General features: G+C 68.0%; 21 protein-coding genes and 2 pseudogenes. 11 read left to right on the top strand and 12 right to left on the bottom strand.

Annotated elements, in window-relative coordinates:
• Positions 1 to 90: 90 nt before the first annotated feature.
• Together ACFWFI_RS12605 and ACFWFI_RS12600 are read right to left on the bottom strand one after the other, a co-directional pair.
• Positions 91 to 243: pseudogene (locus ACFWFI_RS12605) on the bottom strand (Tn3 family transposase); the annotation flags it as partial.
• A 302-nt stretch (positions 244 to 545) separates the two neighbouring features.
• The gene (locus ACFWFI_RS12600; protein WP_387388415.1) at positions 546 to 1,376 is read right to left on the bottom strand and encodes a DUF3592 domain-containing protein; all 831 of its coding nucleotides are present in this window, start codon (positions 1,374 to 1,376) and stop codon (positions 546 to 548) included.
• A 226-nt stretch (positions 1,377 to 1,602) separates the two neighbouring features.
• Here ACFWFI_RS12600 and ACFWFI_RS12595 point away from each other — a divergent pair, with 226 nt between their 5' ends.
• Entirely contained in the window at positions 1,603 to 2,316 is a 714-nt protein-coding gene (locus ACFWFI_RS12595) for a 3-keto-5-aminohexanoate cleavage protein (protein ID WP_387388413.1), read from the top strand.
• A gap of 546 nt (positions 2,317 to 2,862) precedes the next feature.
• On the opposite strand, the gene ACFWFI_RS12590 is transcribed toward ACFWFI_RS12595, so the two are convergent.
• The 6 genes from ACFWFI_RS12590 to ACFWFI_RS12565 are packed head-to-tail and all read right to left on the bottom strand — an operon-like array spanning position 2,863 to position 10,766.
• Complete coding sequence (locus tag ACFWFI_RS12590) at positions 2,863 to 3,615, bottom strand: ABC transporter ATP-binding protein (protein ID WP_387388410.1); 753 nt, start codon at positions 3,613 to 3,615, stop codon at positions 2,863 to 2,865.
• Positions 3,612 to 5,447 carry a branched-chain amino acid ABC transporter ATP-binding protein/permease gene (locus ACFWFI_RS12585; protein ID WP_387388407.1) on the bottom strand — a complete coding sequence of 612 codons (1,836 nt, stop codon included), beginning with the start codon at positions 5,445 to 5,447 and terminating at the stop codon, positions 3,612 to 3,614. Before ACFWFI_RS12585 ends, ACFWFI_RS12590 begins: the two co-directional genes overlap by 4 nt.
• The gene (locus tag ACFWFI_RS12580) at positions 5,444 to 6,313 is read right to left on the bottom strand and encodes a branched-chain amino acid ABC transporter permease (RefSeq protein ID WP_387388405.1); all 870 of its coding nucleotides are present in this window, start codon (positions 6,311 to 6,313) and stop codon (positions 5,444 to 5,446) included. The genes ACFWFI_RS12585 and ACFWFI_RS12580 overlap by 4 nt, the downstream gene beginning before the upstream one ends.
• 51 nt (positions 6,314 to 6,364) lie before the next feature.
• Positions 6,365 to 7,513: an ABC transporter substrate-binding protein gene (locus tag ACFWFI_RS12575; RefSeq protein ID WP_387388403.1), complete on the bottom strand. Its 1,149-nt coding sequence runs from the start codon at positions 7,511 to 7,513 to the stop codon at positions 6,365 to 6,367.
• Between the two features lie 5 nt (positions 7,514 to 7,518).
• Positions 7,519 to 9,267, bottom strand: a complete 1,749-nt coding sequence (locus tag ACFWFI_RS12570) for a thiamine pyrophosphate-binding protein (RefSeq protein WP_387388400.1) — start codon at positions 9,265 to 9,267, stop codon at positions 7,519 to 7,521.
• The gene (locus tag ACFWFI_RS12565) at positions 9,264 to 10,766 is read right to left on the bottom strand and encodes an aldehyde dehydrogenase family protein (protein ID WP_387388398.1); all 1,503 of its coding nucleotides are present in this window, start codon (positions 10,764 to 10,766) and stop codon (positions 9,264 to 9,266) included. The genes ACFWFI_RS12570 and ACFWFI_RS12565 overlap by 4 nt, the downstream gene beginning before the upstream one ends.
• 214 nt (positions 10,767 to 10,980) lie before the next feature.
• On the opposite strand from ACFWFI_RS12565, the gene ACFWFI_RS12560 reads away from it, so the two are divergent.
• The 10 genes from ACFWFI_RS12560 (at position 10,981) to pqqE (ending at position 20,867) form a co-directional block, all read left to right on the top strand.
• Positions 10,981 to 11,748: an IclR family transcriptional regulator gene (locus tag ACFWFI_RS12560; protein ID WP_387388396.1), complete on the top strand. Its 768-nt coding sequence runs from the start codon at positions 10,981 to 10,983 to the stop codon at positions 11,746 to 11,748.
• 55 nt (positions 11,749 to 11,803) lie between these two features.
• A complete protein-coding gene (locus ACFWFI_RS12555; RefSeq protein WP_387388394.1) occupies positions 11,804 to 13,003 on the top strand; it encodes a CaiB/BaiF CoA transferase family protein in 1,200 nt (399 codons plus the stop codon).
• Entirely contained in the window at positions 13,000 to 13,848 is an 849-nt protein-coding gene (locus ACFWFI_RS12550; RefSeq protein ID WP_387388391.1) for a citryl-CoA lyase, read from the top strand. The genes ACFWFI_RS12555 and ACFWFI_RS12550 overlap by 4 nt, the downstream gene beginning before the upstream one ends.
• Positions 13,849 to 14,028: 180 nt before the next feature.
• The gene (locus tag ACFWFI_RS12545; protein WP_387388388.1) at positions 14,029 to 16,179 is read left to right on the top strand and encodes an outer membrane protein assembly factor BamB family protein; all 2,151 of its coding nucleotides are present in this window, start codon (positions 14,029 to 14,031) and stop codon (positions 16,177 to 16,179) included.
• A gap of 205 nt (positions 16,180 to 16,384) precedes the next feature.
• Entirely contained in the window at positions 16,385 to 17,377 is a 993-nt protein-coding gene (locus tag ACFWFI_RS12540) for a ThuA domain-containing protein (RefSeq protein WP_387388385.1), read from the top strand.
• Positions 17,378 to 17,700: 323 nt separating this feature from the next.
• Positions 17,701 to 17,832, top strand: coding sequence for a pyrroloquinoline quinone precursor peptide PqqA (gene pqqA / locus ACFWFI_RS12535; RefSeq protein ID WP_387388383.1), 132 nt, complete (start codon positions 17,701 to 17,703; stop codon positions 17,830 to 17,832).
• A gap of 11 nt (positions 17,833 to 17,843) precedes the next feature.
• Complete coding sequence (gene pqqB / locus ACFWFI_RS12530; RefSeq protein ID WP_387388381.1) at positions 17,844 to 18,740, top strand: pyrroloquinoline quinone biosynthesis protein PqqB; 897 nt, start codon at positions 17,844 to 17,846, stop codon at positions 18,738 to 18,740.
• Positions 18,737 to 19,495, top strand: a complete 759-nt coding sequence (gene pqqC, locus ACFWFI_RS12525; protein ID WP_387388378.1) for a pyrroloquinoline-quinone synthase PqqC — start codon at positions 18,737 to 18,739, stop codon at positions 19,493 to 19,495. Before pqqB ends, pqqC begins: the two co-directional genes overlap by 4 nt.
• The gene (gene pqqD, locus ACFWFI_RS12520; protein ID WP_387388375.1) at positions 19,492 to 19,764 is read left to right on the top strand and encodes a pyrroloquinoline quinone biosynthesis peptide chaperone PqqD; all 273 of its coding nucleotides are present in this window, start codon (positions 19,492 to 19,494) and stop codon (positions 19,762 to 19,764) included. Before pqqC ends, pqqD begins: the two co-directional genes overlap by 4 nt.
• On the top strand, positions 19,761 to 20,867 hold the full coding sequence (gene pqqE / locus ACFWFI_RS12515) for a pyrroloquinoline quinone biosynthesis protein PqqE (protein WP_387388372.1): 1,107 nt from the start codon (positions 19,761 to 19,763) through the stop codon (positions 20,865 to 20,867). The genes pqqD and pqqE overlap by 4 nt, the downstream gene beginning before the upstream one ends.
• 601 nt (positions 20,868 to 21,468) lie before the next feature.
• On the opposite strand, the gene ACFWFI_RS12510 is transcribed toward pqqE, so the two are convergent.
• The 4 genes and pseudogenes from ACFWFI_RS12510 to ACFWFI_RS12495 form a co-directional block, all read right to left on the bottom strand.
• The gene (locus ACFWFI_RS12510; protein WP_387388369.1) at positions 21,469 to 22,965 is read right to left on the bottom strand and encodes a tachylectin-related carbohydrate-binding protein; all 1,497 of its coding nucleotides are present in this window, start codon (positions 22,963 to 22,965) and stop codon (positions 21,469 to 21,471) included.
• A gap of 912 nt (positions 22,966 to 23,877) precedes the next feature.
• Positions 23,878 to 24,051 carry a hypothetical protein gene (locus ACFWFI_RS12505; RefSeq protein WP_387388366.1) on the bottom strand — a complete coding sequence of 58 codons (174 nt, stop codon included), beginning with the start codon at positions 24,049 to 24,051 and terminating at the stop codon, positions 23,878 to 23,880.
• A pseudogene (locus tag ACFWFI_RS12500) lies at positions 24,048 to 24,272 on the bottom strand (IS5/IS1182 family transposase); the annotation flags it as partial. The gene ACFWFI_RS12505 and the pseudogene ACFWFI_RS12500, both read right to left, overlap by 4 nt.
• A gap of 13 nt (positions 24,273 to 24,285) precedes the next feature.
• Complete coding sequence (locus ACFWFI_RS12495) at positions 24,286 to 25,560, bottom strand: amidohydrolase (protein ID WP_387388364.1); 1,275 nt, start codon at positions 25,558 to 25,560, stop codon at positions 24,286 to 24,288.
• Position 25,561: the final 1 nt, after the last annotated feature.

The raw sequence follows: 25,561 nt of genomic DNA, 5'->3' as shown, positions 1-25,561 counted from the left end.
CCGGGTGGGTTGACACCGCGCAGCGGACTGGAGTCGACGTCCAGGTGCGGGTCGTACGCCTCAGGCTCAAGGCCCCAGTTCGTGGGTGGACTATTCGCCGAAGCGGCGGATGGACTCGGTCAGGTATGGCGAGATGTGGGCCAGATCCTCGGTGTCGACGGTGTGGCCGTCCTCCTGGTGCTGGCGCACTATCTCGGCGATGTCCAGGGCGTTGTGGAAGATGACCGCGTTCGTGAGCAGAGCGTTGAATTTCGCGGTCTACTCATGCTCGACAGGGTCGTTGTCGGTGATGACTCCGCCCTTGCCGAAACCGATCCCCCGGGAGAAGCAGTTGAACGCCTCGACCTTGTTCGTCGCCGCAGTCACAGTCACCTGCGGCGCAGCGGGGCATCGGACTGGTAGCGCAGCAGTTGGACGGTAAGGGCGAGAGCACGGCCCGGCGGGCCGTGTGTGCAGTGGGTGTCACCGACAGGGTCAACATCGCCTGATGCGGCACCAGGCCAACGGCGACAGTCCGGGCCTCCTCGCGGTGCGGCCCAGCCTGGTCAGCTCATGAGCACGTCTACGAACTGCCAGAGTGTGAGCCACAACCCCAGGGCCAGGAGACCCGCCAGCATGGGGGTCACGACGATCCCGACCACCACGTATACGAGCACCGGCTGAGGGGCGTACAGCTTGTCGGGGTGGCGTGGGTCGTAGCGCACTTCGATCCTGCGCGGGTCGCGACTGACGATCCTCCCGCTGCCGACGTAGGTGCGTGCCCGGCCCTCCGCATCGGTGAACCGCCAGATCTCCTTGCGCGCGCTGTTTCGTCCTGCGGAGGTCGCGGCGACCGTGATGCCGTTACGACGGGTGGACCAGTGGTCGCGGATGATGCCGCCGGCCAGCTGCAGATAGCGGCCCGCGGCCAGCAGGATCAGCGCCCCGAAGAGCGGCATGAGCCACTGGCCCGGCTCTCCCGTCGCCGCGACGTAAACGACGAGGGCGGCCCAGACGACCACCGCGCACACGGCCGCCGCGACCGCTCCGGAGTGCCGTGTGAAGAACAGCCGCCACGCCGGGGGCGCAGACGTCTCCTCGCTCACCAGCTCCATACCGTCGCGAGGAACACGTCGCTCGGGCAGCACCGAGGTCACCGCCGAGACGAACGCCGTCACGGCCGCCGGGGAGGAACGAGTCACCACGAAGACCGTGGGATCACCCCCAGCGCTGATCAGCTCGATCTCGGCAGTGTCGCCCCTGGCCCCGGCCGCCCGTACCTCCTGGATCGCCCGCACCGGAATGCGCCTGTGGGTGCCGTTCTGCTCCAGCAGGACGGACCGGCCTTCGAAATGGGCCGTGGTGCCACGGCCTCGCAGGATCAGGTGGGAGGTCACGCCGGTATGACTACGCATGGGGCCACAAGGTTGCCCTCAGGACAGCCGTTGGTTTCGCTACGGACATACCCAACGGACCGGAAGCGAAGGGGCCTTCGGGGCGCGCTCGGGCCCTCGCCCTCCCGGCGGCGGGCCTCGGCCCAACTATATCTGCGGCCGGTCCTGGTGCCTGAACACCATCATGGGCACGGCGCCTCTGTCAGACCTACCTGAGAAGATCGCGCTCATGCTGCAAGTCTGTCTGAACGGTGCCAGAGTCCCCGCCGAATGCGCGCACCTGCCCGTGACCCCGCAGGAGCTGGCGACGGCAGCCCGCACGGCCGTTGCCGCCGGAGCTCAGGACATCCACCTCCACCCCAAGAACTTCGACGGTGAGGACACGTTGGAGCCCTGCGCCGTCGCCGCGGCCCTCACAGCCGTGCGGGCTGTCGTCCCGGGCACACCCGTCGGCGTCACCACGGGGGCCTGGACCACACCGGACCCTGCAGAGCGCGCTTCGCAGGTCCGTTCCTGGACCGTGCTCCCGGATCACGCTTCCGTGAACTGGCACGAGGAGGGCGCCGCCACGGTCGCCACCACCCTGCTGGACCGGGGTATCGGCATCGAAGCGGGCATCTACTCCGGGACACAAGCAGCACAGCGCTTCCTCAGCTGGCCGGACTCCCACCGCGTCTTGCGCATCCTGGCCGAGATCACAGACACCAGCCCGCAGACCGCGACCCGTGCAGCGGCCGGACTTCTGGAAGAACTCCGCTCCGCCACGAACACGTCGATCCTCCTCCACGGCGAGGACAACGCCGCCTGGGCCATCCTGCAGATGGCCGCTTCCCTTGAGCTGGACATGCGGATCGGCCTGGAAGACGTACTCCAGCTACCGGACGGGACGACGGCGAAGACCAATGCCGACCTCATCCACGCCGCGCGCGGCATCATCCAGTAGGCATTCAGACAGTTCCACTCCCCGACTCCACCACTAACCCGAAGAATGAGGAACGGAGCGAGTTCCAGCGACACTTTGCGCTACGCAAGGTCGAGTTGGACACCCCTGGGCCGCCCCTACGGGACACCTTGCAAGCACGAACACGCCCGCGTCCGCTGCCCGATGCTGTGGATCGAGCCCGGACAGCGGTGACGGCTGGTCGAGATCACCCCTGGCTTCGTTGATCTCCAAGGACAGCGTAAGTCGACGGTTTCCCGGAGGCGGTTGGTGATCAGCCGGCTCTGTGATGTGGATCAGAAATGACGGCACGGCGTGGATCCGAACGTGGGGACGGCCAACCGCCCTTCGGACGGCCATCCGCCCTTCGGACGGCCGGCCGTCGAGGCAGGTAGCAGCAGAGGTCAAGGTTCTATCGAGGTGCTGAGGTGCTGGGAAATGGCAGCCGCCTTCGCGGCCCGTGCCTCGACCAACCGCTTGCCTGGCGGCCGGTCGAGGATCAGTCCAGGCGTGCGGTCCGCCGATACTGTGGCTCGCGCTCGGGCCGGCTCACAGCCCGAGGTAGATCTGCCGGACCCGCTCGTCATGCGCGAGCTCAGCGGACGTGCCGGACATCGCCACAGAGCCGTTTTCCATCACCAGGCAGTGACTGGTGACCCCGAAGGTCAGCTTGGCGTTCTGTTCGACCAGCAGGAGACCGAGCCCTTCGCCCCGCAGGCGGACGAGGATGTCCAGAACGTTCTCGATCAGCTTCGGGGAGAGCCCCATCGAGGGTTCGTCGAGCAACAAGAGCCTCGGCCTGGACATGAGCGCCCGGCCGATGGCCAGCATCTGCTGCTGTCCGCCCGACAGGTCGCCGGCCGCCCGGCTCCGGAAGTCTCGCAGAATCGGGAAGAGGTCATACACGTGCGCGAGTGTGTCGCGCGTTTCTCCCTTCCATGACCGGCAGTAGGCGCCGAGCAGCAGGTTCTTCTTGACGGAGAGCCCGGGAAATACATGCCGGCCTTCCGGGACATAGCCGACACCGTGCCGGACCATGTCCCGAGCTCGTACCTTGCTGAGATCGGTGTCGCCGAGAGTGATCCGGCCGCTGCTGCGCGGGATGAGCCCCATGAGTGCCTTGAGCGTGGAGGTTTTGCCGGCGCCGTTTGAGCCGATGATCCCCATGGACTCGCCCGGGGCGACACTCAGGGCTACCGATCTGACCGCGCAGACTCCCCCGTAATGAACGGTCAGGTCGGTGACAGCGAGACTGTCGGTGCCCGTGCCGGATGCGGAGGGCTGGGCGGCGGTGGTGGTCATCGCGGAACCTCCGGTGCAGCATGAACGGGTATGTCGGCCGGCGTTGAGTCGCCGAGGTACGCCTCTATGACTTCGGGGGTCGCCGCCACTTCGGCGGGCGTCCCTTCCGCGATGACACTGCCGGCCGCGAGGACGGTGATCCGTTCACACAGGGACATGACCAGTCCCATGTTGTGCTCGATGAGGACAACGGTGATGCCCTGGTCGCGGATGGAGCGGACGATCGAGGAGAGCTGTCCGACCTCTTCACCGTTCAGACCGGCCGCAGGCTCGTCCAGGAGAAGCAAGCTGGGCCGTCCCGCCATGGCCCGCGCGATCTCGATGCGGCGCTGGATGCCGTAGGGGAGCGACTGCGGGTGCGCGTCGGCGAAGGCGGTGAGCCCGTACTCCTTCAGGATGCGGTCTGCCTCCGCCTGCAGCCGGCGTTCGTTGGAGAGGACACCGACAGGCCATACGGCGTACTGCCAGACCGTGCTGGTGCGGGACCGGTCGAGGACGACGAGAACGTTCTCGCGGACCGTCATCTGGGAGAAGAGGCGCAGGTTCTGGAACGTGCGCGCCATTCCCGCCAAGGACAGCTGGTACGGGCGTGCACGGCTGATGTCGCGGCCGACACCGGCGACCCGGCCGGCGGAGGGCCGGTACAGCCCACTGATCACGTTGAACAGTGTCGTCTTGCCGGACCCGTTGGGGCCGACGATGCCACGGATCTCTCCCGGTTCCACCGTCAGGGTGACGTCGTTGAGCGCGGTCAGCGCACCGAACCGCTTGGTGACATGGCTGATCTCCAATGCCGGCCCGCTGCCGGCTCCCGCATCGCGCGCCTGATCCGCGGGGGCGGCGCTGGGCAGATAGGGCCCCAGCTCTGCGGCGCGTACATCGTCGTTCTTCGTGCGGCGGCTGATGGCTTCCCTGATTCGTTCGGGGATCCCGGCGAGGCCGGTCGGAGCGAAGACCACCATGAGGACGACGACTACGCCGTAGCCGAGCTGGGCGTAGACGGCGAAGTCGACGAGAGCCTCCCGGACCAGTACGAGGCCGACCGCGCCCACGACACAACCGACGAGGCTGCGCCGGCCGCCGATGATGACCATCGCCAGCAGCAGGAACATGTTGCTGAGGCTGAAGGTCTCGGGGGCCACGTAACGGATGAGGCCCGCGTAGAGAATGCCGGCCACTCCGCCGTACACGCTGGCGAGCAGGAACGCTGTCATCCGCAGCAGGGGAATTTCCGCGCCCATGGCGCCGGCCGCAAGGGCGTCGTCCCGCATGGCCCGCAGCCTGCGCCCGAGCCGGGTCCGTACGACGAAGGTTCCGAAGGCGAGCGCGAGCCCGAAGACCACGATCTCCAGGTAGTAATACATGTACTCGTCGGCGAGGTCGATCCCGAAGAGCGGCGGGACGGGGATACCAGTGATGCCGTCCGCGCCACCGGTGATCTCCGCGTTGGTGATCCAGTTGACGAACCCCAGTGCCAGGCCGAGGGTGACGATGCCGAGGTAGTGCGACTGCATGCGCAACGCCGGCAGCCCTACGAGCAGGCCCACCAGAACCGTGGCCACCAGGCCGACGAACGCCGCGGTCCAGAAGCCGTATCCGGAGTGGGTGGTGAGGATCGCGGTGGTGTAGGCGCCGACTCCGAAGAAGGCGACCTGGGCCAGGTTGATCTGGCCCGCGACGCCCATGACGAGCCCCATACCGACGGCGAGGAGGGCGAAGATGATCGCGATGTCCACCACGTGCATCGAGTAGCCGTTCAGGCCGTACGGCAGCAGGAAGGCGGCTACGCACGCCAGCAGGATGAGCGACGCTTTGGATTTGAGGATGTTCACGCCCTGCTCACCGTCCTCTCGCCGAAGATGCCTGTCGGCCGGATCATGATGGCCACGGTGAAGACCAGGAAAGTGACCAGGACGGAGTAGCCCTGGAAGTGGTCGCCCGCGTAGGAGTCGAGGACCCCGATGGCCAGGCCTCCCACCACCGCTCCGGGGATGCTGCCGAATCCTCCGAGCATCGCGGCGGCGAATCCCTTCACGCCGAGTGCGCCGCCGAGGGTGGCGTCGACGTAGAGCATGGGTCCGGCGAGGCTGCCGGCGAGGGCCGCGATGCCTGCTCCGATCGCGAAGGCGAGGGCGTTGCTGCGGCCGACGTGGATGCCGACGGCGGTGGCAGCTTCGTGGTCCATGGCCACTGCCTGCATGGCGGCCCCCGGCTTGGTGCGCTGGAGGAACAAGGTGAGCAGGACCACGCACATTGCGGTGATTGCGATGACCATCAGGTCGTAGGTGCGGATGCGGATGCCCATGATGTCCAGGGGTCCAGAGGATATCGGCGAGGGCATGGCCCGTCCCGTGGTCCCCCAGATGAGTGTGGCGGCTGCCTGGAGGACGGTGCCGAAGCCGATCGTCCCGATCAGCATCAGGTCGAAGTCCTTGTTCTCCAGCGGGCGCAGGACCCGCTCGATGACCAGGCCGATGATGCCGGTGACGACGATGGAGATGACGATGGCGATGCCGAACGGTACGTGCGTGGTGAGGTAGAAGGTGGAGGCGGCGTAGGCGCCGATCATCGCGACGTCGGCGTGGGCGAAGTTGACCAGGCCCATGGTGCGGTAGACGACGGAGAATCCGACAGCGATCAAGGCATAGATCGCCCCTAGGCTGAGGCCTCCGACGAGGGTCTGCAGAGTGACTTGCATGGTGGCTCCCTGAAGCCGGTGAGGAGCCCGGCTCTCGGCTCGACGGGCTGGCTACTGAGCTGCGGAGAGCTTTCCGTCCTTGATGACGCCGATGGTGGTCTCGAAGATGCCGACGCCGGTCTCGTCATAGGCGAAGTCACCGAGCAGTCCGTCGTACTTGGTGGCGCGGATCTCGTCGGCGAGCTTCTTGCCGGTGGCCAGGCCACTGTTCTTCAGGGCGGTGAGCACGATGTTGGTGCCGTCGTATGCCTTGGCCCCGTGCAGTTCGGCGTCCTTGTTGTACTTGGCCTTGTAGGCGGTGGCGAAGGCCCGGCTGGCGTCACTGATCTCGTTGCTGAGGTAGGGCGAGCTGACGATCGTGTCCGCGGCGTTCGCAGCACCGGCCGTCTCGATGAAGACCGGGGTTCCCTGCGGGGCAGCACCTGCGAAGGGAACCTTGATGCCCAGATCACGTGCCTGCTTCACGATCAGCCCCGCCTGAACCTCCTCCGCGCCGAGGAAGATGGCGTCCGGCTTGGACTGGCGGATGCGGGAGAGCGACGCGCTGAAGTCCTTCTGGTCGGTGGTGACCACCTGGTCGCTGACCGGCGTGATGCCCGACTTCTTGAGCGCGGCGGTGAAGGCGTCGTGCTCACCCTTGCCGTAGGACCCGTTGTTGGAGATCATCGCGATCTTCCTGAACTTCTTCGTGGTGACCAGGTAGTCGGCCAGCGTGGAGTCGTAGGTCGTGCTGGTGGGGCCGTTGAGGAAAAGGAAGGGGCTCTTGACTTCGACAAGGGCCGTGGCCTGGCCGGAGGTGACGTTGGGAATCTCCGCCTGCTGGAGGATCGGCGCCATGGCGACGGTGACGGCACTCTCGGCCGTGCCGATCATCGCGACGTAGTTGCCGTTGTCCAGCTTGCGCGCGATGTTGGTGCCGGTGGTGGGGTCACCCTGGTCGTCGAAGACAGTGACCTTGATCTTGCGGCCGTCGATGCCGCCCTTCTTGTTCCATTCGTCCACGGCGAGCTTGGCGCCCTTGGCCTCCCAGTCACCCAGCGCTGCGAGCTGGCCGCTCTGGGCGTTCACCACAGCGATCTCGATAGGACCGCTGCCGTCGGCCTTGTCGGAGCCGGAGTCACCGGGGGCGCTGCACGCCGATGCGGCGAGCAGTACACCGAGGGCAACGGCCGGGACGGTGTAACGGGTTCTGGCGCGCATGGGAATCATCCTTCGTCCTCGAACTTGCCCTGGTAGATGTCGTTGATGTTCCAGTGGCCGGGCGTGGGGACCGGCTCGTTGACCATGGGAATGTCGATGACCGCCGGCCGGCGGCGTTCGACCGCGGTGCTGAGCACCTTGGCCAGGTCCTCAGCCGACTCGACCTCGTAGCCGTCGGCCCCGCAGGAGCGTCCGTACGCGGCGAAGTCGGGGCTGTAGGCCTCACCATCGGGGCCGGTGAAGTCACATCCGTATCCGCGGCCGTAGTTGGAGCGCTGGAGGTCGGAGATCGTGCCGTGCGCCCGGTTGTTCATCACCGCGAAGATCACGGGGAGGCCCTGTTCCACGGCCATGGGCACGGCCGGCAACTGTGCGCTCATCCCGCCGTCGCCGATGAGGGCGACCACGGTGCGCTGCGGCTGCGCCATCTGCACGCCCACCGCCGCGGCCGGTCCGAAGCCCATGGTGGAGGCTCCGCCGGGGGTGATGAAGCGGCCCTCGGGCGGCAGGTCGTAGGACTGGGCGACGCCGTTCTTGTTCCATCCGACGTCGGTCACCAGGATGGCGTCGGACGGCAGGCTTGCCCGCAGGTCGGCCAGGATCCGCTGGGGCCGCAGCGGGAAGTTGTCGCTCGCGCCGTTGACCGCAGCGGTGTCGAAGAGTTCCGCACGACTGGCGGCGATCGTCTCGCGCAGTCCCGGCCGGCGCGTGGATTCGGGCTGCAGGGCGCGGACGGCCGCTTCGATGGCACGCACGGCGTGCCCGACATCGGCGACCGCACCGATCTCGACCGGGTAGTTACGTCCGATCTCGGCCGGGTCGATGTCGATCTGGATGAGCTTGCTCGGTGGGAAGTTCCAGGTGTACGCGGCCTCCCATGAACTGGCGTCGGTCTCGGCGAAGCGCGTGGCCAGTGCCAGCACCACGTCGGCGTCCTTGGTGTGGGCGTGGGTGGAGTCCAGCCCCCAGAAGCCGGGCATGCCCAGGAGCAGGGGGTGCCGGTCGGGGACTGCCCCCTTGCCCATCAGGGAGTGGGCCATCGGGATGTCGAGGTGGTCGGCCAGACTCAGCAGCGCCTGCTTGGCCTTCCGCGTACGCAGGCCGCCACCGAAGTAGATCAGCGGTCGCTCCGCGTCCACAAGCGCCTGGGCTATGCGCTGGGCAGCCTCCTGGGTGATGCCGGGTAGGGAACTCTCAGGTATGGCGTGCGATCCGGGGACGTAGGGCTCGACCTGCCGCGAGAAGAGGTCCATCGGCACGTTGACGAGCACGGCACCGGGACGGCCCGAGGTCGCCGTCCAGAAGGCGCGTTCCAGGGTTCGGTGCAGGTCGGCGGTGCGTTGGACGGGCCAGGCACGCTTGCAGAAGGGGCGGTATATCGCGGTCTGGTCGGCGTCCGCGTGGAGGTTGACCTCCTGGTGCGGATGACGGCCGTAGTAATAGGAGGGGATGTCACCGGAGATGACCACGAGCGGGACGGAGTCCATGGCGGCCGTGGCAACACCGGTGACCGCGTTCATCATGCCCGGGCCGACGTGGGTGAGCAGCACCCCGGGCTTGCCCGAGGCGCGGGCGTATCCGTCGGCGGCGTGGGCGGCGGCCTGCTCGTGGCGGGCGATCACGAAGTGGATGGAGCTGGGGCCCATGGCGTCCAGCAACGCGATGTTGGTGTGCCCGCACGTTCCGAACACGTACTCGACGCCGTAGGACTCGAGTTGGGCGACAAGGGCTTCGGCAGCGGTAACGGTGGTCACTGGTTCTCCTCCGTGAGGTCGTGGCGATCGCCCCAGATGGACAGGCCGCGGAGCATGAGGGTTTTGACGACGGTGTAGTCGTCGATCAGCCAGCGCGGCGACTCTCGTCCGAACCCGGAGTCCTTGACCCCGCCGAACGGGATGTGGTCCAGGCGGTAGTTGGAGGTGCCGTTGACGATGAGCCCGCCCACCTCCAGGCGCCGCCAAGCTGTGAAGATCCGGTTGATGTCATGGGTGAAGAGCCCGGCCTGCAACCCGTAGCGGCTGGCATTGCACTCACCGATGACCGTGTCGAAGTCGTCGTAGGGCATGACGGCGACGAGCGCGCCGAACACCTCGTGCACGACGACCGAGGCACTGGGCGGCGGCCCGGCGACGATGGTCGGGGCCGCGGTGGCGCCGTCGCGCGTACCTCCGCGCAGCACCGAGGCGCCGAGTTCCTTCGCTTCGGCGGACCAGCGGACCACTCGTTCGGCCGCATCCTCATCGACCATCGAGCCGATGTCCGTCAGCGGGTCCATCGGGTCACCGATGACCAGGGTGTCGACCGCGGCGGTGAAGGCGTCGAGGAAGTCGGCGTAGCGGCTGCGGTGCACGTAGACCCGCTGGACGGAGATGCAGCTCTGCCCCGAGTTGCTGTATCCGGTACGGGCGGATGCCTTGGCTGCCGCTTCGACATCGGCGTCCTGGCAGACGATGGTGGCCGCGTTGCCGCCGAGTTCGAGGGCCAGGCGCTTGGCGCCGGCGGCACGGGCTACGGCCGCGCCGGTGGCGGCGCTGCCGGTGAAGCTGATGACGTCGACCTCGGTGGCCGCGCACAGGGCCGCCCCGACGTCGCCTCCGCCGTGGAGCAACTGGACCGCTTGGTGGGGCAGTCCGCTGTCGAGCAGCAGGGCCACCAGTGCCGCCGAAATGCCCGGCGCCTGCGGCGGGGCCTTCACAAGGGTCGTGTTGCCCGCGGCGAACGAGGCGCCGAGCTTGTGCGCCAGGAGGTTCGCGGGAGCGTTGAAGGGCGTGATCGCCAGGGCGACCCCCGCAGGTGCGCGGTAGGTGAAGGCGCTGTTGCCGACACCGGTGTTCCAGCCCGCGACCGGCAGCGTCTCCCCGTCGATGCGACGGGCCTCGGCGGCACAGACCTCGAAGGTCGAGGCGACCCGCTCGATCTCGACTCGGCTGTCCTTGACCGGCTTGCCCAGTTCCAGGGCCAGCAGTTGGGCGAGCCGATCGCGGTGGGCCAGAGCGGCCGCCGAGGCGCGCTGCAGGATGTCGGCCCGTGCCGCCGGGGCGAGCGAGGCAACCTGAGGAGCGTACCGGCAGGCATCGGCGACGGCCTGGTCGATCTCGGCGGGCAGAGCGGTGGGAGCGCGGCTCACGGTGCGCCGCAGGTAAGGGCCGGCGCGTTCCGCCGTCGGTCCGTCACCCGACCATGCACCGGCTAGGAAGGGCAGTGCGTCGACGACATCCGAATCGGCGACGGATTTGAGGATGACTTCCAGCATCACTTCTCCAGACAAGCCATCTAGCGGTTTGCATAGACCGCCTTGTGGACTGGCGTGTAACGTACGGGCGCCGGTTGAGCTTGGCAAGAGTCCGGTCAAAAGAAGTTGAATCCTCAGGTTTCCCGCCGAAATCGGTGCTCTCGCACGTGTGAATGCGCCCACCTCGTGCCATCCCTGGCAGGCTCTCCCGGCAAGGACGTACGAAGGAGAAAACATGGAATCCGAGCAAGGACAGGGCGGTGTGCGCAGTGTGCGCCGGGCCCTGGACATTCTGTCGCTGCTCACCGAGGAGCAGCCTGTCGTCTCCCTCCGAACCATGGTGGAGGCGACCGGTCTCGCGAAGACCACCGTGGTCCGGCTGGTGCAGACACTGGAGGGTTACGGGCTTCTGTGGTCCACCGACGCGGGATTCACCGCCGGGCCGGGGCTGTGGAGATGGGCCCATCTCGCCCACGGAAGCTGGGAGTTGCCACAGGAGACGATCAAGTTGCTGCGCGAACTGGCCGACCGGCGCGGGGAGACGGCCAACGTGATGATCCGGCGCGACATCCACCGCGTCTGTGTCGCCCAGCAGGAGAGTCCCCAGCCTCTGCGTCACGTGGTGCGTGTCGGCGACGAACTCCCCCTCTGGGCGGGCGCCTCGTCCAAGGTGCTGTTGAGCGGCGCGAGCGACGCCCTGATGCACCGGGTCGCGAGGGACTCGCCCCACGGCGAGGCGCACGTCGAGCGGCTGCGGGGGTGGGTCGACGAGGCCTCGCAGCAGGGATACGCGGTGAGCCAGGGCGAACGCGACGTCGGCCTCACGGCCGTGGCCGTGCCACTCGCCACCTCCTCCGGTGTGGTGGTCGCCTCGCTCTCCCTCAGCGGTCCCAGCGCACGCATCACGCAGGGCTCGGTGGAGGAGTTCGCCCAGGACCTGAAGCAGGTGGCCGCGGAGATCATGTCGCAGGGATTCGACCACCCCCTGGGACCGCGGGGCTGACAACCGTGCCAGAAAGCGGGGCCGTCCGCCGGCGCCGCGTGAGGAGACACTATCCATGGATGCGCGACCGCTCGACAACATAAGAGTCCTGGACCTGACGAACGTCCTGGCAGGTCCGTACTGCAGTTACCACCTCATGCTCCTGGGTGCGGAGGTCATCAAGATCGAGCGCCCCGGACAGGGAGACCTGGCCCGCAACCTCGGCCCCGACGCCGACCTGAACCGCGCCGGGATCGGGGCTTCGTTCCTGGCGCAGAACGCGGGCAAGAAGTCCGTGGAGCTCGACCTCAAGGACCCCGCCGACCGCGAGGTCTTCGAGGAGATGCTGGCCGGCGCGGACGTCCTCCTGGAGAACTTCCGGGCCGGTGTCCTTTCGCGGATGGGGTACGACCAGGAAGGGCTGGACCGGATTAACCCCCGCCTGGTCTGCTGCTCCATCTCCGGCTTCGGGCAGAGCGGGCCGATGAGTGACGCACCGGCGTACGACCAGATCATCCAGGGGCTCTCCGGAATGATGAGCGTGACCGGGACCGCCGACACCGCCCCGCTGCGGGTCGGATTCCCGGTGTGCGACACCACCGGCGGACTGTCCGCGGCCCTCGCGGTCAGCGCCGCGCTGCTGCACCGGGAACGCACCGGGCAGGGCAGCCGGCTGGATGTCTCCATGCTGGAGACGTCCTTGTCGGCCATGGGGTGGGCCGTCTCGAACTACATGGTCAGCGGCGTACCCCCGGAGCCGATGGGGGACCAGAACGCCACCGCCGCACCGTCCGGCACTTTCCGCACGGCGGACGGGCCGCTGAACATCGCCGCAAACCAGCAGCGCCAGTTCGAAACGCTGTGCCGGCTTGTCGGCGCCCCCGAGCTCGTCACTGATCCTCGATTCGTCGAACGGGAGGGCCGCAAGGCCCATCGCAAAGAACTCAACGCGACCCTGAACAGCGCGCTCTCACAGCGTCCGGCGGCGGAGTGGGAGCGATTGCTGACCGCCGCCGGAGTGCCCGCGGCACGCGTCCTCACCGTCCCGCAGGCCCTCGATCAGCCCCAGTTGCGGCACCGGGGGTTCATCGCCGAACTCCGCCGACCCGACGCCTCGAACATCGCGCTGCCGGTCCTCGGCAGCGGAGTGCTCTTCGACGGAGAGGCCTTCCTGCCCCGGACACCACCCCCACTGCTGGGTGAACACAACCACGAACGCGACGAGCTCGCGTCGCGCTGGTCCGCCACCGCCACGAAGGAGGCGACAGCATCTTGAGTACCTCAGCGTCCTCATCCGCCCACGACGAGGCCGCACAGTGGTGGGCCACCGCCGTCAGCCACATCGAACCCGGCTCCATCGAACTGCGGGACCGGCCCGTACAGGAACTGATCGGCTCGGTAGGCCTGGTGGACACCCTATGGCTCCTGCTGCGAGGCGCCCTTCCCTCACCACGCCAGTCCGCGCTACTGGAAGCGGCGCTCGTGGCAGGCGTGGATCACGGGCCGCAGGCGCCCTCGATCGCAGCCGCGCGCATGGCAGCGACCTGCGGGGTGGGGCTCAACAACGCGATCGCCACCGGCGTCAACATGCTCGGTGACGTCCATGGCGGAGCAGGCCAGCAGTGTGTGGAAATGCTCGAGGAGATCCGCACCCACCATGTGGCGGGCCAGGACTGGGACGCAGCCGCCGCTGAGGTCATGGCACTACGGCAGGCGCGTTCGCGATACCTTCCTGGCTTCGGCCACCGCTTCCACCCCGTCGACCCCCGCCGCGATCCCCTCCTGCAGTTGACGGAGGAGGCCGTGGCCGCCGGGGTCGTGGCGGGCGACCATCTGCAAGCGGCCCTGGCCGTCGAGCGCGCCCTGCAGAAGCGCCGTGCCGGCGCGCGCCCTGTGCCGATGAATATCGATGGCGCCACGGCCGTCATCTATGCCGAGCTCGGCTTCCCCGCGCCGCTGGCCAGAGGCCTGTTCGTGATCAGCCGGTCGGTGGGCATCCTGGCCCACGCGTGGGAGGAGACCGGGCAGGGCCGCCGGAACAAGGGCCCCATCCCCCGGTCCGTCCTCCCCGCCCGACTGGAACCCGTCGATCTGCGTGCCACCGAGGAAACCGCGTCCTGACCCTTGTCAGGCCACTGCCACGTCCTTAACGTATGGAAGCGCCTCTCGGCGACCATCATGCGGGTCTAGCGAACCGCACAGCGGACCAAGATCCGCTTCCCGCTCTCTCTTCCCCTCGCCGCCACACCGGACCACCAGGTGGACCGCAACTCGGCAGGGTCATGTCACGAAAGAGGGTTCATGGACAGACGCAGTTTTCTCGCCACAGCCGCTGCCGGCACAACCGCGGGCATCGCCGTACTCAACACCCCCGCCCAAGCCGCCGAAGCGCGCACCGGCACTCTGGCAACACCCGTGCCCAGGCAGGCGTTCGAGGCGACCGCGAAGAACTTCCCCAAGGCGGGCGGCAACCTGGCCAACCAGAACTACTCGGCCCTCAAGAAGATCACCCCGCGCAACGTGAAGCAGCTCGGCGGGGCCTGGCACATCAACCTGGAGGGCGGTGAAACGGGCCGCGCCCAGCAGTGCGCCGTCGTCGCCCAGGACGGCGTGCTCTACGTCGCCACCACCCAGCAGAACATCCTCGCCGTCAACGGGCGTACCGGCGCGGTGAAATGGAAGACGAGCGTCGGCAGCGAGACCACCAACATGCGCGGGGTCGCACTCGGCCAAGGCCTCGCCTTCACCATCTCCGGTGAGAACATCGTCTACGCCCTGGACCAGCGGACCGGCGCGGTCGTGTGGACCAGGGAGATGCTCATCGAGGACCAGGGCGACCCCGGGTGCGACCCGGCCAGCGGCCAGTGCGGCGGCAGCAGGGGCAGCCTGGCCGGCGCGGTCGTCTACTGGGACGGGATGATCTACGTCGGCACCCAGGGCAGCACCGCGGGCGCCCGGGGCCGCGGCTACGGCCTGGACGCGGCGACCGGCGAAGTCGCCTGGACGTTCTGGGGCACACCCGGACCCGGCGAGTTCGGACACGACACCTGGGAAGGTGACACCTGGAAGACCGGCGGGGCCGTGTGCTGGATCCACCCTGCGGTCGACCCCGAACTGGGCCTCGTCTACTGGACGTTCGGAAATCCGTATCCGCGCACCGACGGCTCCACCCGAGGCGGGGACAACCTCTTCGCCAACTGTCTGGTGGCCATCGACGCCAAGACCGGGAAGAGGCGCTGGCACTTCCAGTCCGTCCACCACGACATCTGGGACTACGACGGCGTGATGTCGCCGGTTCTCGCGGACATCCAGATCGAGAAGCGCAAGCGCAAAGTCGTCGTCTACGGCAGCAAGACCGGGATGTACTACATCCTCGACCGTGCGACCGGCGACCCCGTGCACGGCATGGAGGAACGCCCCGTGCCGCAGCACGCGGCGCAGAAGACCGCCCCCACCCAGCCGTTCCCGGGCGGCGAGCCCTTCGTCGAAACCGAGCCGCGGATCGACAAGGCCACCCGGCCGGTGCCGTTCTACGCCACCGGCGGTCTCTTCGAGGTGCACTGGGACCGGCCGACGATCCTCTACCCGGGCGCGGGCGGCGGCGCGGACTGGTCGTCCCCGTCCTTCAGCCACCGCACGGGGCTGGTTTACGTGGGATACGGGCTGATCAACTCGGCCTACTCCAACACCCATGAGGGCAGGGTCAACACCGCGCGCCCGCTCGGCGAGTACTTCGCCGGCGGGGTCGTGGCGGTCGACCCGCGCACCAATACCGTCTCCTGGCGACAGGAGGGCGACTGGTCGCTCGCCCACGGCAACGGCGTCCTCAGCACCGCGAGCGGCGTGCTCTTCCAGGGGCGTCCCGACGGCGTGCTGACCGCACTGGACGACGCGACGGGGAAGGAGCTGTGGACCTGGCAGTGTGGAGCGGGCGTCAACACGAGCCCGATGACGTACGAGGTCGACGGTGAGCAGTACGTGGCCGTGCTGGCCGGCGGGAACGGGCTGCCCTACCCGGACATCCCACGCGGGGACCACCTGTGGGCGTTCAAAATCGGCGGCAAGGTCGCCCCGGCGCCCGCACCGGTTCCCCCGTCGAAGCGCAACCAGATCCGGGCAGCCGCCGTCAGCGGCGCCACGGCGGGCAACACCGTCACCCTGGGCCGCGTCTGGGACAGCGCGAAGGGCGCACCCGGGACCACCGAGAACCTCGTGTCGCAGAACGCCATGTCACCGCAGCACCTCGCCATCCCCCGAGGCACCACGGTGACGTTCACCAACCCCGCCGGCAACAGGACCGCCCACGGCGCGGTGGCCTTCTTCGAGGCCGAGTTCGACACCGGGCTGCTGATGCCGGGCGAGTCGTACACGTACACCTTCGACACGGCGGGCGAGTTCTTCTACAACGACCCGGTCTCCCCCCAGAGCACCGGCAAGATCGTCGTCTCCTAGCCCCTCCCACGCGGCCCGACCGTGCCGCCATCCTCACCTTCACCCAGACGCAGACATTGTCGGGGCGCGCCCTCCCAGTACCGCGTAACGCCTCCGGCCCATTCGTGCGGCCGCTGCCCGCCGACTCGCCGGCGCGCCCCCAACGCCTGCCTCTTCAGCGTGCCGGTCTCGCACGCCATCCACCACAGAAGAAGGAAGCACACTCATGTCAGGAAGAACGCTCCGGGCGAGAGCCCTGAGCACCCGCACGGCCGTCCTCGCCACACTCGGGATGGCGGTCGCCATGGTCGCGGCACTCCTCGCGACCGGGACCCTCAGCGTCGCCCACGGCCGGATCGGCACCGGGGCGAAGGAACTGGGCGACCCCGACTACGGGGTGTGCCGCGGCCTGGATCCCGACTGCTACCACGACTGGGGCAACTTCGATCCGGCCGAGGGGTACCGGGTCCTGCTCTACACCCGTACGGCCGGGCCCCGTCACGCCAATCTGGGCCCCGCTCTGGCGACCGGCCTGAACCCGCCGCTCACCGACGCCAACGTGGTCCAGAAGTCCATGATCAAGCTGGGAGAGACGGGCGGCTTCCAGGTCGACTACACCGAGGACGTCACCCAACTCGCTTCTCCGAACACCTTGTTCAAGTACAACGCGGTGGTCTTCTTCTCCACCAGCCGGGACGCCCTGGACGACGCCGCACAGACCTCCCTGCGCCAGTACATCCGAGGCGGCGGCGGCTTCGTGGGACTCCACAACGCCTTCGGCACCGAGTACAACTGGCCCTGGTACGAAGGCCTGCTGGGCAACGCCAACTTCTACGACCACGGCCCCTCACAGCTGGGCACCGTGCGAACGGTGGAGCGGAAAGACGTCTCCACCAAGGAGCTGCCGGCCCGCTGGAACTTCACCGACGAGTGGTACAACCTGGTGCCCGCCCCCACCAAGGTGCGCGTCCTGGCCGAGGTCGACGAGAGCACGCTCGCGAAGGGCGTGGCCGGCAACTACAGCCACCCCGGCCACGGCAATGAGCACGCGGTCGCATGGTGCCAGTACTACGACGGCGGGCGCTCCTGGGCCACCACCCTGGGCCACGACGCCAAGCAGTTCACCACGGACGGGTCCTTCGCCGGCGCGGCCGAGTTCCAGAAGCTCATCATCGGCGGCATCCAATCGGCCGCGGGAATGAAGCCGTTCTGCAAGTAGGGCACTCCACCCGGCCCGGAAACCGGCTGTCCGACCACCTGGCCATGCTGCGGCACCAGCTTGTCCGAAACGCCCAGCAAGAGGGGCGGCATCGGTCCCCTCCCCCCTCTTGCCATGGCCGAAGCGCAGGCATAGCGTAACCATCGATCCATCTGACGGATCGTAGAAACCGTACAACGGTTAGCAGAGTCCGTCGCCTGCGCCTCCAGAGCAGGGAGCACTGCTCGCGTCACAACTGTCGGGCCGCCTCCCGGCCTGGTCCGGCCGGCCCGCGCCTCCCCTCTCCTCGCCCCATGTTCCGCTTCTCTGAAGGGATACCGACCATGCTCGAATCCACCGCACCCCAGCAGCAGGCAGAGACTCCCGCCGCCACGCCGGAAGGCTGGGCCACGCCCGATTTCACGGTCGTGGACACGGCCATGGAGGTCACCGCCTACTCCCTCAACGCCCTCTAGAAGAAGGTTCCGTGCGCCTGCTCACGCTGGGCACGGCCGCGGGTGGAGGGGTTCCCCAGTGGAACTGCGCGTGCCCCGGATGTTCCGGGGCACGCGCCCACCCCGCCCGCCGCCGCAGCCACGACTCGCTCGCCGTCCTCGGGCACGATCCGTCCTCGTGGTTCCTCGTCAACGCGGGCCCGGACATCACGGACCACCTGGAGGCCCACGCCGAACTCCGGCCCGGAGCCGGCGGGGAGCGCACGCCCGTGGTACGGGTCCTGCTCACTGACGCCGAACTCGACCACACCCTGGGCCTTCTACGACTGCGGGAGGCCCGGCACGTGGAGATCTACGCCACCGCACCCGTGCGGCAGGCGTTGCGTGAACGCCTGGCCCTGGACACCGTCCTCACGCCGTACACCACACTCACCTGGCGGGATCTGCCACCGGCCGGGCGGACTCCGGCCGTGGTCGCCGGGATCGAGGTGTCCGCCGTGCCCCTGTCCACCAAGCGTCCCCGGTACGCAGCCGACGCGAAGGAGGACGACACCTGGGTCGTCGCTGCCCGGCTCCATGACCCCGTCAGCGGCACGACTGCGCTCTACGCACCGGCGCTCGCGGCCTGGACCGAGCATTTCGCGAAGGAGGCCACCGGAGCCGACTGCGTCTTCGTCGACGGGACCTTCTGGGACGACGAGGAACCGCGGCGGCTTGGCATCTCGGCCCGGAGCTCCACCGGGATGGGGCATCTGCCCGTCGACGGCCCCGACGGCACCGCCGAGCGGCTGGCCCGGCTGCCGGCCCGCTGCATCTACACCCACCTCAACAATACGAACCCTCTGGTCGATCCCTTCGCCCCACAGCACGGCGTCCTCGTGGAGCGAGGGCTCGAAGTGGCACAGGACGGCATGGTGATCGAACTATGACAACCGCACCCGCACGCCCGCCCCATCACGCAGCATCCGCCGCACCGCCGGACGACAGCCCGTTGCCACCTGCCGCATTCGAGCGTGAACTGCGGGAGCGCGCGCAGAGCCGCTACCACGACACCCATCCGTTCAACGTGCGGATGCACCAGGGCGGGCTCAGCCCCGCTGAGCTGCGCACCTGGGTCGCCAACCGATTCCACTACCAGCGCGGCATCCCCGTGAAGGACGCACTGATCCTCGCCAAGCTCCCCGAGCCGGCCATGCGGCGCTCCTGGTTGCGCAGGATCCAGGACCACGACGGCCTGGCCGAAGGCGAGGGCGGTATCGAGCGCTGGCTGCGGCTCGGCGAGGCGGTGGGCCTTGACCGCGCCGAACTGGAGTCGGGCAGAAGCGTGCTGCCCGGGGTGCGGTTCGCCGTCGATGGCTATGTGAACTTCTGCCGACTCAGCCCCGCCCTGGAGGCTGTCGCGTCCTCGCTCACCGAGCTGTGCGCGCCGAACATCATGATGACCCGCCTGGAAACCTTCCCCATCCACTACCCGTGGATCGAGGAGTCGGGCCTCGCCTACTTCCGCAGCCGGGTTCCACAGGGGCGCCGTGACGGCGCCGAGGCGCTGACCTGGGTGACCGACTGGGCGCGGACCCGCGCCGAACAGCTCGCCGCCCTGTCGGCCCTCTCCTTCAAATGTGACGTCCTGTGGTCACTGCTGGATGCCGTCGAGCACGGGAGCCGACCGGGGAGCTCACTTTGACCGCTCATGCCCTTGACCGCTGGTGCCCGCAGCCGGCACCCGCCATCGTCCTGCGCTACGACAGGGCGCGCGGCAACCACGTACTGCTGATGCCGGAACGCGTCGTCGTACTGACGGGCAGCGCCCCTCACGTGATGGAACTCTGCGACGGCACACGAACGGTCGCACGGATCACCGACGAGCTTCAGGAGCGATTCCCCGGAGCCCCTGTGGACGCAGAAGTGGCTCCGTTCGTGGAACGGATGCGCAAGGAAGGCTGGATCCGGTGACCACGGCCACACCCCCCTGGGGACTCCTGGCAGAGCTGACACACGCCTGCCCGCTGCACTGCGGCTACTGTTCCAACCCGCTGGAACTGACCCGCCGGTCCAGCGAACTGACCGCCGCCCACTGGGTGGACGTGTTTCGCCAGGCTGCGGATCTCGGCGTCCTGCAGACTCATCTCTCAGGAGGAGAGCCGCTGCTCCGCAAGGACCTCGAAACGATCGTCACCGGTGCGGAGGAATCCAGCATCTACACCCAGCTGGTCACCAGCGGTTCAGGGCTCACGGAGGATCGCCTACGGTCCTTGACCGGCGCAGGGCTGCGCAGCGTCCAGCTCTCGGTCCAGCACGCAGATCCCGCGGCCTCGGACCGCATTGCCGGCAGCCGGGCCTTCGCCGCCAAGGAGGCCGCAGCTGCACTCGTCAAGGCGGCCGGCCTTCCCCTGGGCGTCAATGCCGTGCTGCACCGGCACAATCTGGACGCCGTAGACGGTCTCGTGGAGCTCGCGCTGCGATGGGGGGCGGACCGGATCGAGCTGGCCAACACCCAGTTCTACGGATGGGGCCTCCTCAACAGGGAGGCGCTGATGCCTGCCCGGGACCAGCTCGCCCGTGCCGTGGAGTCCGTCAAGACATGGCGGGAGCAGCTCGGCGGAGATCTGGAGATCGTCTGGGTCACGCCGGACTACTTCGACGGGGTGGCCAAACCCTGCATGGGCGGCTGGGGGGCCGTCTCCCTCACCGTGGCCCCGGACGGCACAGTCCTGCCCTGCCCTGCGGCCGCCACCTTGCCCGGACTCGATCCGGTCAATGTGAAGGACCACCCGCTGCGCTGGATCTGGGAGGAGTCCAAAGCGTTCAACCTCTACCGAGGAACCAACTGGATGCCTTCGCCATGCCGGACCTGCGAACGACGCGACCAGGACTTCGGAGGTTGCCGGTGCCAGGCTTTCGCCCTGACCGGCGACGCCTCCCGCACCGACCCGGCCTGCTCCCTCTCCCCCGATCACACGACACTGACTACGCTGGCCCGGCCGGCCACAAGTGGCGTGACGGACCTGATTCCACGCCGCCCAACCGTCGGGCCACGCGCAACTTCACACAGTTGACGTCGACACGGCCGCCGGCTCCTCGGCTCGGGTGAACTCCCTGCTGGTTGCTGTTGACCCGGACTCCGAATGGAGGACGCCGGCGGGGAGCCCGCCGGGGATGACGGGACAGCCCTTAGCGTCGGCATCGACCTCAGTGCGTCTCCGCCTGGCGGGAGCTGAGTGACGGTTTGCGAAAGGTCCGCCGCCACCGGACGCTCGCCCCGCTGGTCACGGTGATCGGGCTGAGCGAGATGTGCTTCAGCGGTCCGGTCGCCACCGGCTTGGTGCTCCTGGCTGATGCACGCGGCTGGGGTACCTCGGGCCCGTGCTTTTCCCGGCCGTCGGCCTCACGGTGGCCATGTGGGGAGCGGACATGCTCTGCATCGGATGCGGCGCGATCTGCCCGCTTGCCGCAGCGCTCGGCCTCTCGGTCCCCGAGATACGCCCCGCGCCGAACTCCACCCGACCAGCCCCCGCGCCCATCGGACGCGACGTCACATCCCACCGGTGAGGGGCGGGTCCCGCAAGCGTCCACTATCGCGCCCGCCCTTGGGCGGCGTCCCCCTGCTTGAGGCGGGGTCTGGGGAGGCCGGTCAGGTGGCCTGCCGAAATTGTCACCTCACCTGTCAAAAAGTACTTGACCGGGCGGCGCATGCTTGTTCGGGTCCCCCCACTCGTCCCTGGTCACAGTGTGTTTGTCGTCCTCGTCCTCGTCGTCTCCGAAGATGCCGGCGATGCTTTTGACTATCTGGCCGACCTCCTCGACCGCGTCCGTGCCAACACCGGCGATGTCGTTGATCGCCTGCTCCGCGGTCCTTACCGGGTCTCGAGCGAGGTTGTTTACGGCGCCTACAGCGAACGATGTCACCCCAGCCAGCGGATTCGGGCCACTGATCGTGATGAGAGGCAGCTTGAGAGTGCTTGTCGCCGCCCAGTGCAGACCTAGCTCTGCTTTGAGTCCGATCTCACCGCCGACGCCGAAAGGCTGGCCTCCGATCGTTACGCCGAGTTGCCCGCCGATCTCGCCCGCGGACAGGCCGATCTCCCCACCCACTCCATCCGGGCCGGCCTCCCCGGACATATGGGCATTAGGCCCCACGGCATGTCCAGTAGCGCTCCCCCCAGCACCTGGAGCACCAAACGAGGCCGATCCGTCAACCCTGACCGTGACTACTTCGGCGTAACCCTTTGCGGTGAGAGTCTCTCCGTCGACCGAGCCTTCGAGTTTCACGATGCCGATCTGCAGTCGCAAGTCAGCCGTCACCGTTATTTCTCCGGAACGCGCTCTCAGCGCTCCAGACTCGTCGACGAAGGTGTGTCTGTAGGAGAAGCTCTCTCGAGGCACGTGCAGGGGGCCGACCGGCACAGGCGTATTGGGTCCAGCCGCTACCTTCCCTTCCTGCACGACCAGGACTCCAGCCGCGTCAAAAACGCTTCGCTTGTAGATGATTTCCTCGGCCGGCACCGCTGCCGCCGGCACACGTATCTTGCCGAGTCGTTTGGCACCACCGCTGCGGACGAATGCCCCGAGAAGACCGCCCGACGCCGGCCGAGGTGGGGAGGCAGCGGGCTCGGCAACGGGTGGGGAGGCAACGGGCTCGGCAACGGGTGGGGAGGCGACGGGCTCGGCAACGGATTGAGCGGTATCGCTGAATACGGTGCTGTAGATGTTCCAACCGTCGCTGACGTTGTTTCCGCCTCCCCCGGCGGTCCACCGGTTGGTGCCATCCGTGTATCCGTCGTGGCGGTACCACTGCAGCGCGCCTTCGGGCGTGACGCCGTAGATAACGCCGTTGCCGCCGCTGAATACAGTGCTGTAGATGTTCCAACCGTCGCTGACGTTGTTTCCGCCTCCCCCGGCGGTCCACCGGTTGGTGCCATCCGTGTATCCGTCGTGGCGGTACCACTGGAGTGCACCTTCGGGCGTGACGCCGTAGACAACGCCGTTGCCGCCGCTGAATACAGTGCTGTAGATGTTCCAACCGTCGCTGACGTTGTTTCCGCCCCCTCCGGCGGTCCACCGGTTGGTGCCATCCGACCGCCCGTTGTGGCGGTACCACTGCAGCGCGCCCTCAGGAAAGATGCCGTAGATGGCGAGCGTGGTGTCGTCTGCCATGACTCCTCCGCTTCGTATACCGAGACACCCTCCACAACCACCTGCACCGGGTGGGGTCCCGGAAGTCTCGTGTCGCCGTGGCCGGAGTTTCCGGCACGGCGGGGCGAGTACGTAAAGGACGCGTCGTGCCGATCGATGCGGGAATACGGACACCCGGCAGATCTGTCATTCCACGGTCATGCGCCGTCAGGAACGAGCTCGGCCGTCGGGCTCCAGCACGCAGCGGGCTTCCGGGATGTCCGACAGGTGGCTTCGGGACCGGCCGCATCCGTCCTGCCAGTCCCGACTCGGAGGTGTTTCCGGTGTACGGATTTTCCGTCGCCAGAGGATTCCCCCGGCAGCGCGTAGGATTCTTGCACGCGCGTCCCTCCTTCCTGTATACGCCTCTTGGAGGCATATCGCTCGGTGCGAACGGAACGGCAGACTGACGGTGGCCTGTGGATACTCCCCGTAGGCGGTCCCTTTCTAGCACTTTGTGGCCGCGAGCTTCCCCACTAGCGGCCGGATGCCTCCCCGGACCTGGACGGACACCGGCCGGCGAAGCTGGCACGCGAGAGGATGTCCTCATCAGCCCGGAAGGGTTCGCAACATCGAGGTGGACGGGGCCGGCGGCCCCCGCGCCTAGTCCTCAGTGGGCGGTTCGTGAGTTGATGTCCGTTCCGGACTTGGTTACTGCTTCTTGCTGAAGGTGCCGGGCTCGGCCTCGGCGAGGATTCCTGGTGTGACCAGGCGTTTCATCTTGGCTCGGGTGCGTTCGATGTGTTTCGGCAGGAGCTCGAAGTCAAGGGCCTGGCAGATGTCGAGGTCTCTCAGTAGGCCGGTGGTGTCGTTGAAGACGGCGAGGATGCGCGGTTAGTCCGGGTGCTCGGGCAGCTCCGGACTCCCTGATGGGTCGGGGCTTTGGACCGGGATTCAGTCGGCGAGACCGGTGATGGTCGTGCGGGTGATGGCGAGGTGTTCCAGACGCAGTTCGGCCTCTCGGAGCTGGGTCTGAAGGGTGTCGATCTGGGTGCGGAGATCGCCGGCCAGGGCCCGGGTTGCGTCTTCCTGAAAGTCGAGCGCCTGGAGGAGGGGGTTGAGGTTCACGCGCCGGCCTCCTGCGGAACGCGCCAGGTGAGCGTGCTCGAGTCGGTGAGCCGACGAGCTATGGGGTCGGTCATGGCCCAGTGGACGCGTGAGGTGGAGGAGGCCGGGCGGTGTTCGTAGTCGCGGACCAGGCACCGGTGCGGTATCAGGGTCCCGAACGTCTGCTCCACCCGCCACCCTTTCGGCTGCGGAACGAATCCCCGCTCCTCAGGGTTGCGACGGTTGGCAGATCCGTCACTGTGAGCCGGACCAGCTCCTTTCGGGGTCGACTGTGAGCTCTGCCAGGACGGCTCCCGTCATCGCAGCGACTCCGTGGTCGAGGACCGCCGGGTCGGGCGCGAAGTTCGGGCTGTGGGCGCTGGGCACGTTGCCGAACTTCGCCATGGGTGACTGCCCAAGGGCTACGTTCCAGACGGCGAGGGGCGTGGAGGGCAGAAACCAGTAGTGGTACGGAATGGCCGGCCCGTCGGGAGTGCGTGCGAGTTCGGAGAAGTCCTCGCTTCCCATTGCCGGGCCCGGGTCGATGATCCGGGTGCTTCCGAACATGCGTGTGTGGATGTCCGCCACGCTCCGGGCCACCCGGGCATCGTTGACTGTCGCGGGCATCGACTTGACGATGCGTATGTCGGGCCCAGCGGTCGCGCCGGCTGCTTCGCATTCGGCGCGCACGATGCGTTGAACCGCAGCAAGGATCTGCTCCTGCAGTTCGCTGGAGGTTGACCGCACGGTGAGTCCGAGTTCGGCCGTAGCGGGGATGACGTTGTTGGCTGTGCCGGCGCGGAAGCGGCCGACCGTGACGACGGCCGTCTCGCGGGGCGCGATCTCGCGGGCGACGATGGATTGCAGCCGACCTACGATCGCCGCGCCGATGACGATGGGATCTGTTGTGGTGTCGGGGCGCGAGCCGTGACCGCCGCGCCCGTGGACGACGATGTCGATGGAGGCCGACGCCGCGAGGACAGGACCCTCCACATGAGCGACGAGTCCGATCGGGCCGGCACTGATGTGCTGGGCGAGGAGGACGTCGGGGAGGGGAAATCGCTCGTGGAGTCCGTCGTCGCGCATGGCCAGCGCTCCTGCACCGGTCTCCTCGGCGGGTTGGGCGACGAAGACGACGGTTCCGCTCCAGTGTTGTCCGCCGCGCGCCAGGGCTTGGGCGGCGCCCACCAGCATGGCGGTGTGCGCGTCGTGCCCACAGGCGTGCATGACCCCGTTGACAGTGGACGCATACGGGAGGCCCGAACTCTCGGTCACGGGCAGTGCGTCCATGTCGGCACGGACGAGTACGGTGCGTCCTGGGCCGTTCGACAGCACACCGACGACCCCGGTGCCGCCGACTCCCTCCGTGCACTCGATACCTTCGGCACGGAGCGCCGCGCAGACCCGAGCGGCGGTCCGGTGTTCGGCTCCTGACAGTTCCGGATGTGCGTGCAGATCCCGGTAGAGGCGGTGGGTGGCGGCGGAGTCGTGCGCTGCTGCGAGTTCCAGGGCGGTGCGGGCGAGGGACATG

Source organism: Streptomyces sp. NPDC060209 (genome assembly GCF_042728155.1).
GTDB lineage: Bacteria > Actinomycetota > Actinomycetes > Streptomycetales > Streptomycetaceae > Streptomyces.
The sequence above is the reverse complement of the archived record's forward strand: the minus strand, read 5'-3'. Positions and strand labels throughout refer to the sequence as shown.

Excerpts from the sequence above, each read along its gene's own strand:
- ACFWFI_RS12595 (WP_387388413.1), top strand. The coding sequence starts at position 1,603 with ATGCTGCAAGTCTGTCTGAACGGTGCCAGAGTCCCCGCCGAATGCGCG.
- ACFWFI_RS12590 (WP_387388410.1), bottom strand. The coding sequence starts at position 3,615 with ATGACCACCACCGCCGCCCAGCCCTCCGCATCCGGCACGGGCACCGAC.
- ACFWFI_RS12580 (WP_387388405.1), bottom strand. The coding sequence starts at position 6,313 with ATGCAAGTCACTCTGCAGACCCTCGTCGGAGGCCTCAGCCTAGGGGCG.
- ACFWFI_RS12575 (WP_387388403.1), bottom strand. The coding sequence starts at position 7,513 with ATGCGCGCCAGAACCCGTTACACCGTCCCGGCCGTTGCCCTCGGTGTA.
- ACFWFI_RS12565 (WP_387388398.1), bottom strand. The coding sequence starts at position 10,766 with ATGCTGGAAGTCATCCTCAAATCCGTCGCCGATTCGGATGTCGTCGAC.
- ACFWFI_RS12560 (WP_387388396.1), top strand. The coding sequence starts at position 10,981 with ATGGAATCCGAGCAAGGACAGGGCGGTGTGCGCAGTGTGCGCCGGGCC.
- ACFWFI_RS12555 (WP_387388394.1), top strand. The coding sequence starts at position 11,804 with ATGGATGCGCGACCGCTCGACAACATAAGAGTCCTGGACCTGACGAAC.
- ACFWFI_RS12545 (WP_387388388.1), top strand. The coding sequence starts at position 14,029 with ATGGACAGACGCAGTTTTCTCGCCACAGCCGCTGCCGGCACAACCGCG.
- ACFWFI_RS12540 (WP_387388385.1), top strand. The coding sequence starts at position 16,385 with ATGTCAGGAAGAACGCTCCGGGCGAGAGCCCTGAGCACCCGCACGGCC.
- pqqA (WP_387388383.1), top strand. The coding sequence starts at position 17,701 with ATGCTCGAATCCACCGCACCCCAGCAGCAGGCAGAGACTCCCGCCGCC.
- pqqC (WP_387388378.1), top strand. The coding sequence starts at position 18,737 with ATGACAACCGCACCCGCACGCCCGCCCCATCACGCAGCATCCGCCGCA.
- ACFWFI_RS12510 (WP_387388369.1), bottom strand. The coding sequence starts at position 22,965 with ATGGCAGACGACACCACGCTCGCCATCTACGGCATCTTTCCTGAGGGC.
- ACFWFI_RS12495 (WP_387388364.1), bottom strand. The coding sequence starts at position 25,560 with ATGTCCCTCGCCCGCACCGCCCTGGAACTCGCAGCAGCGCACGACTCC.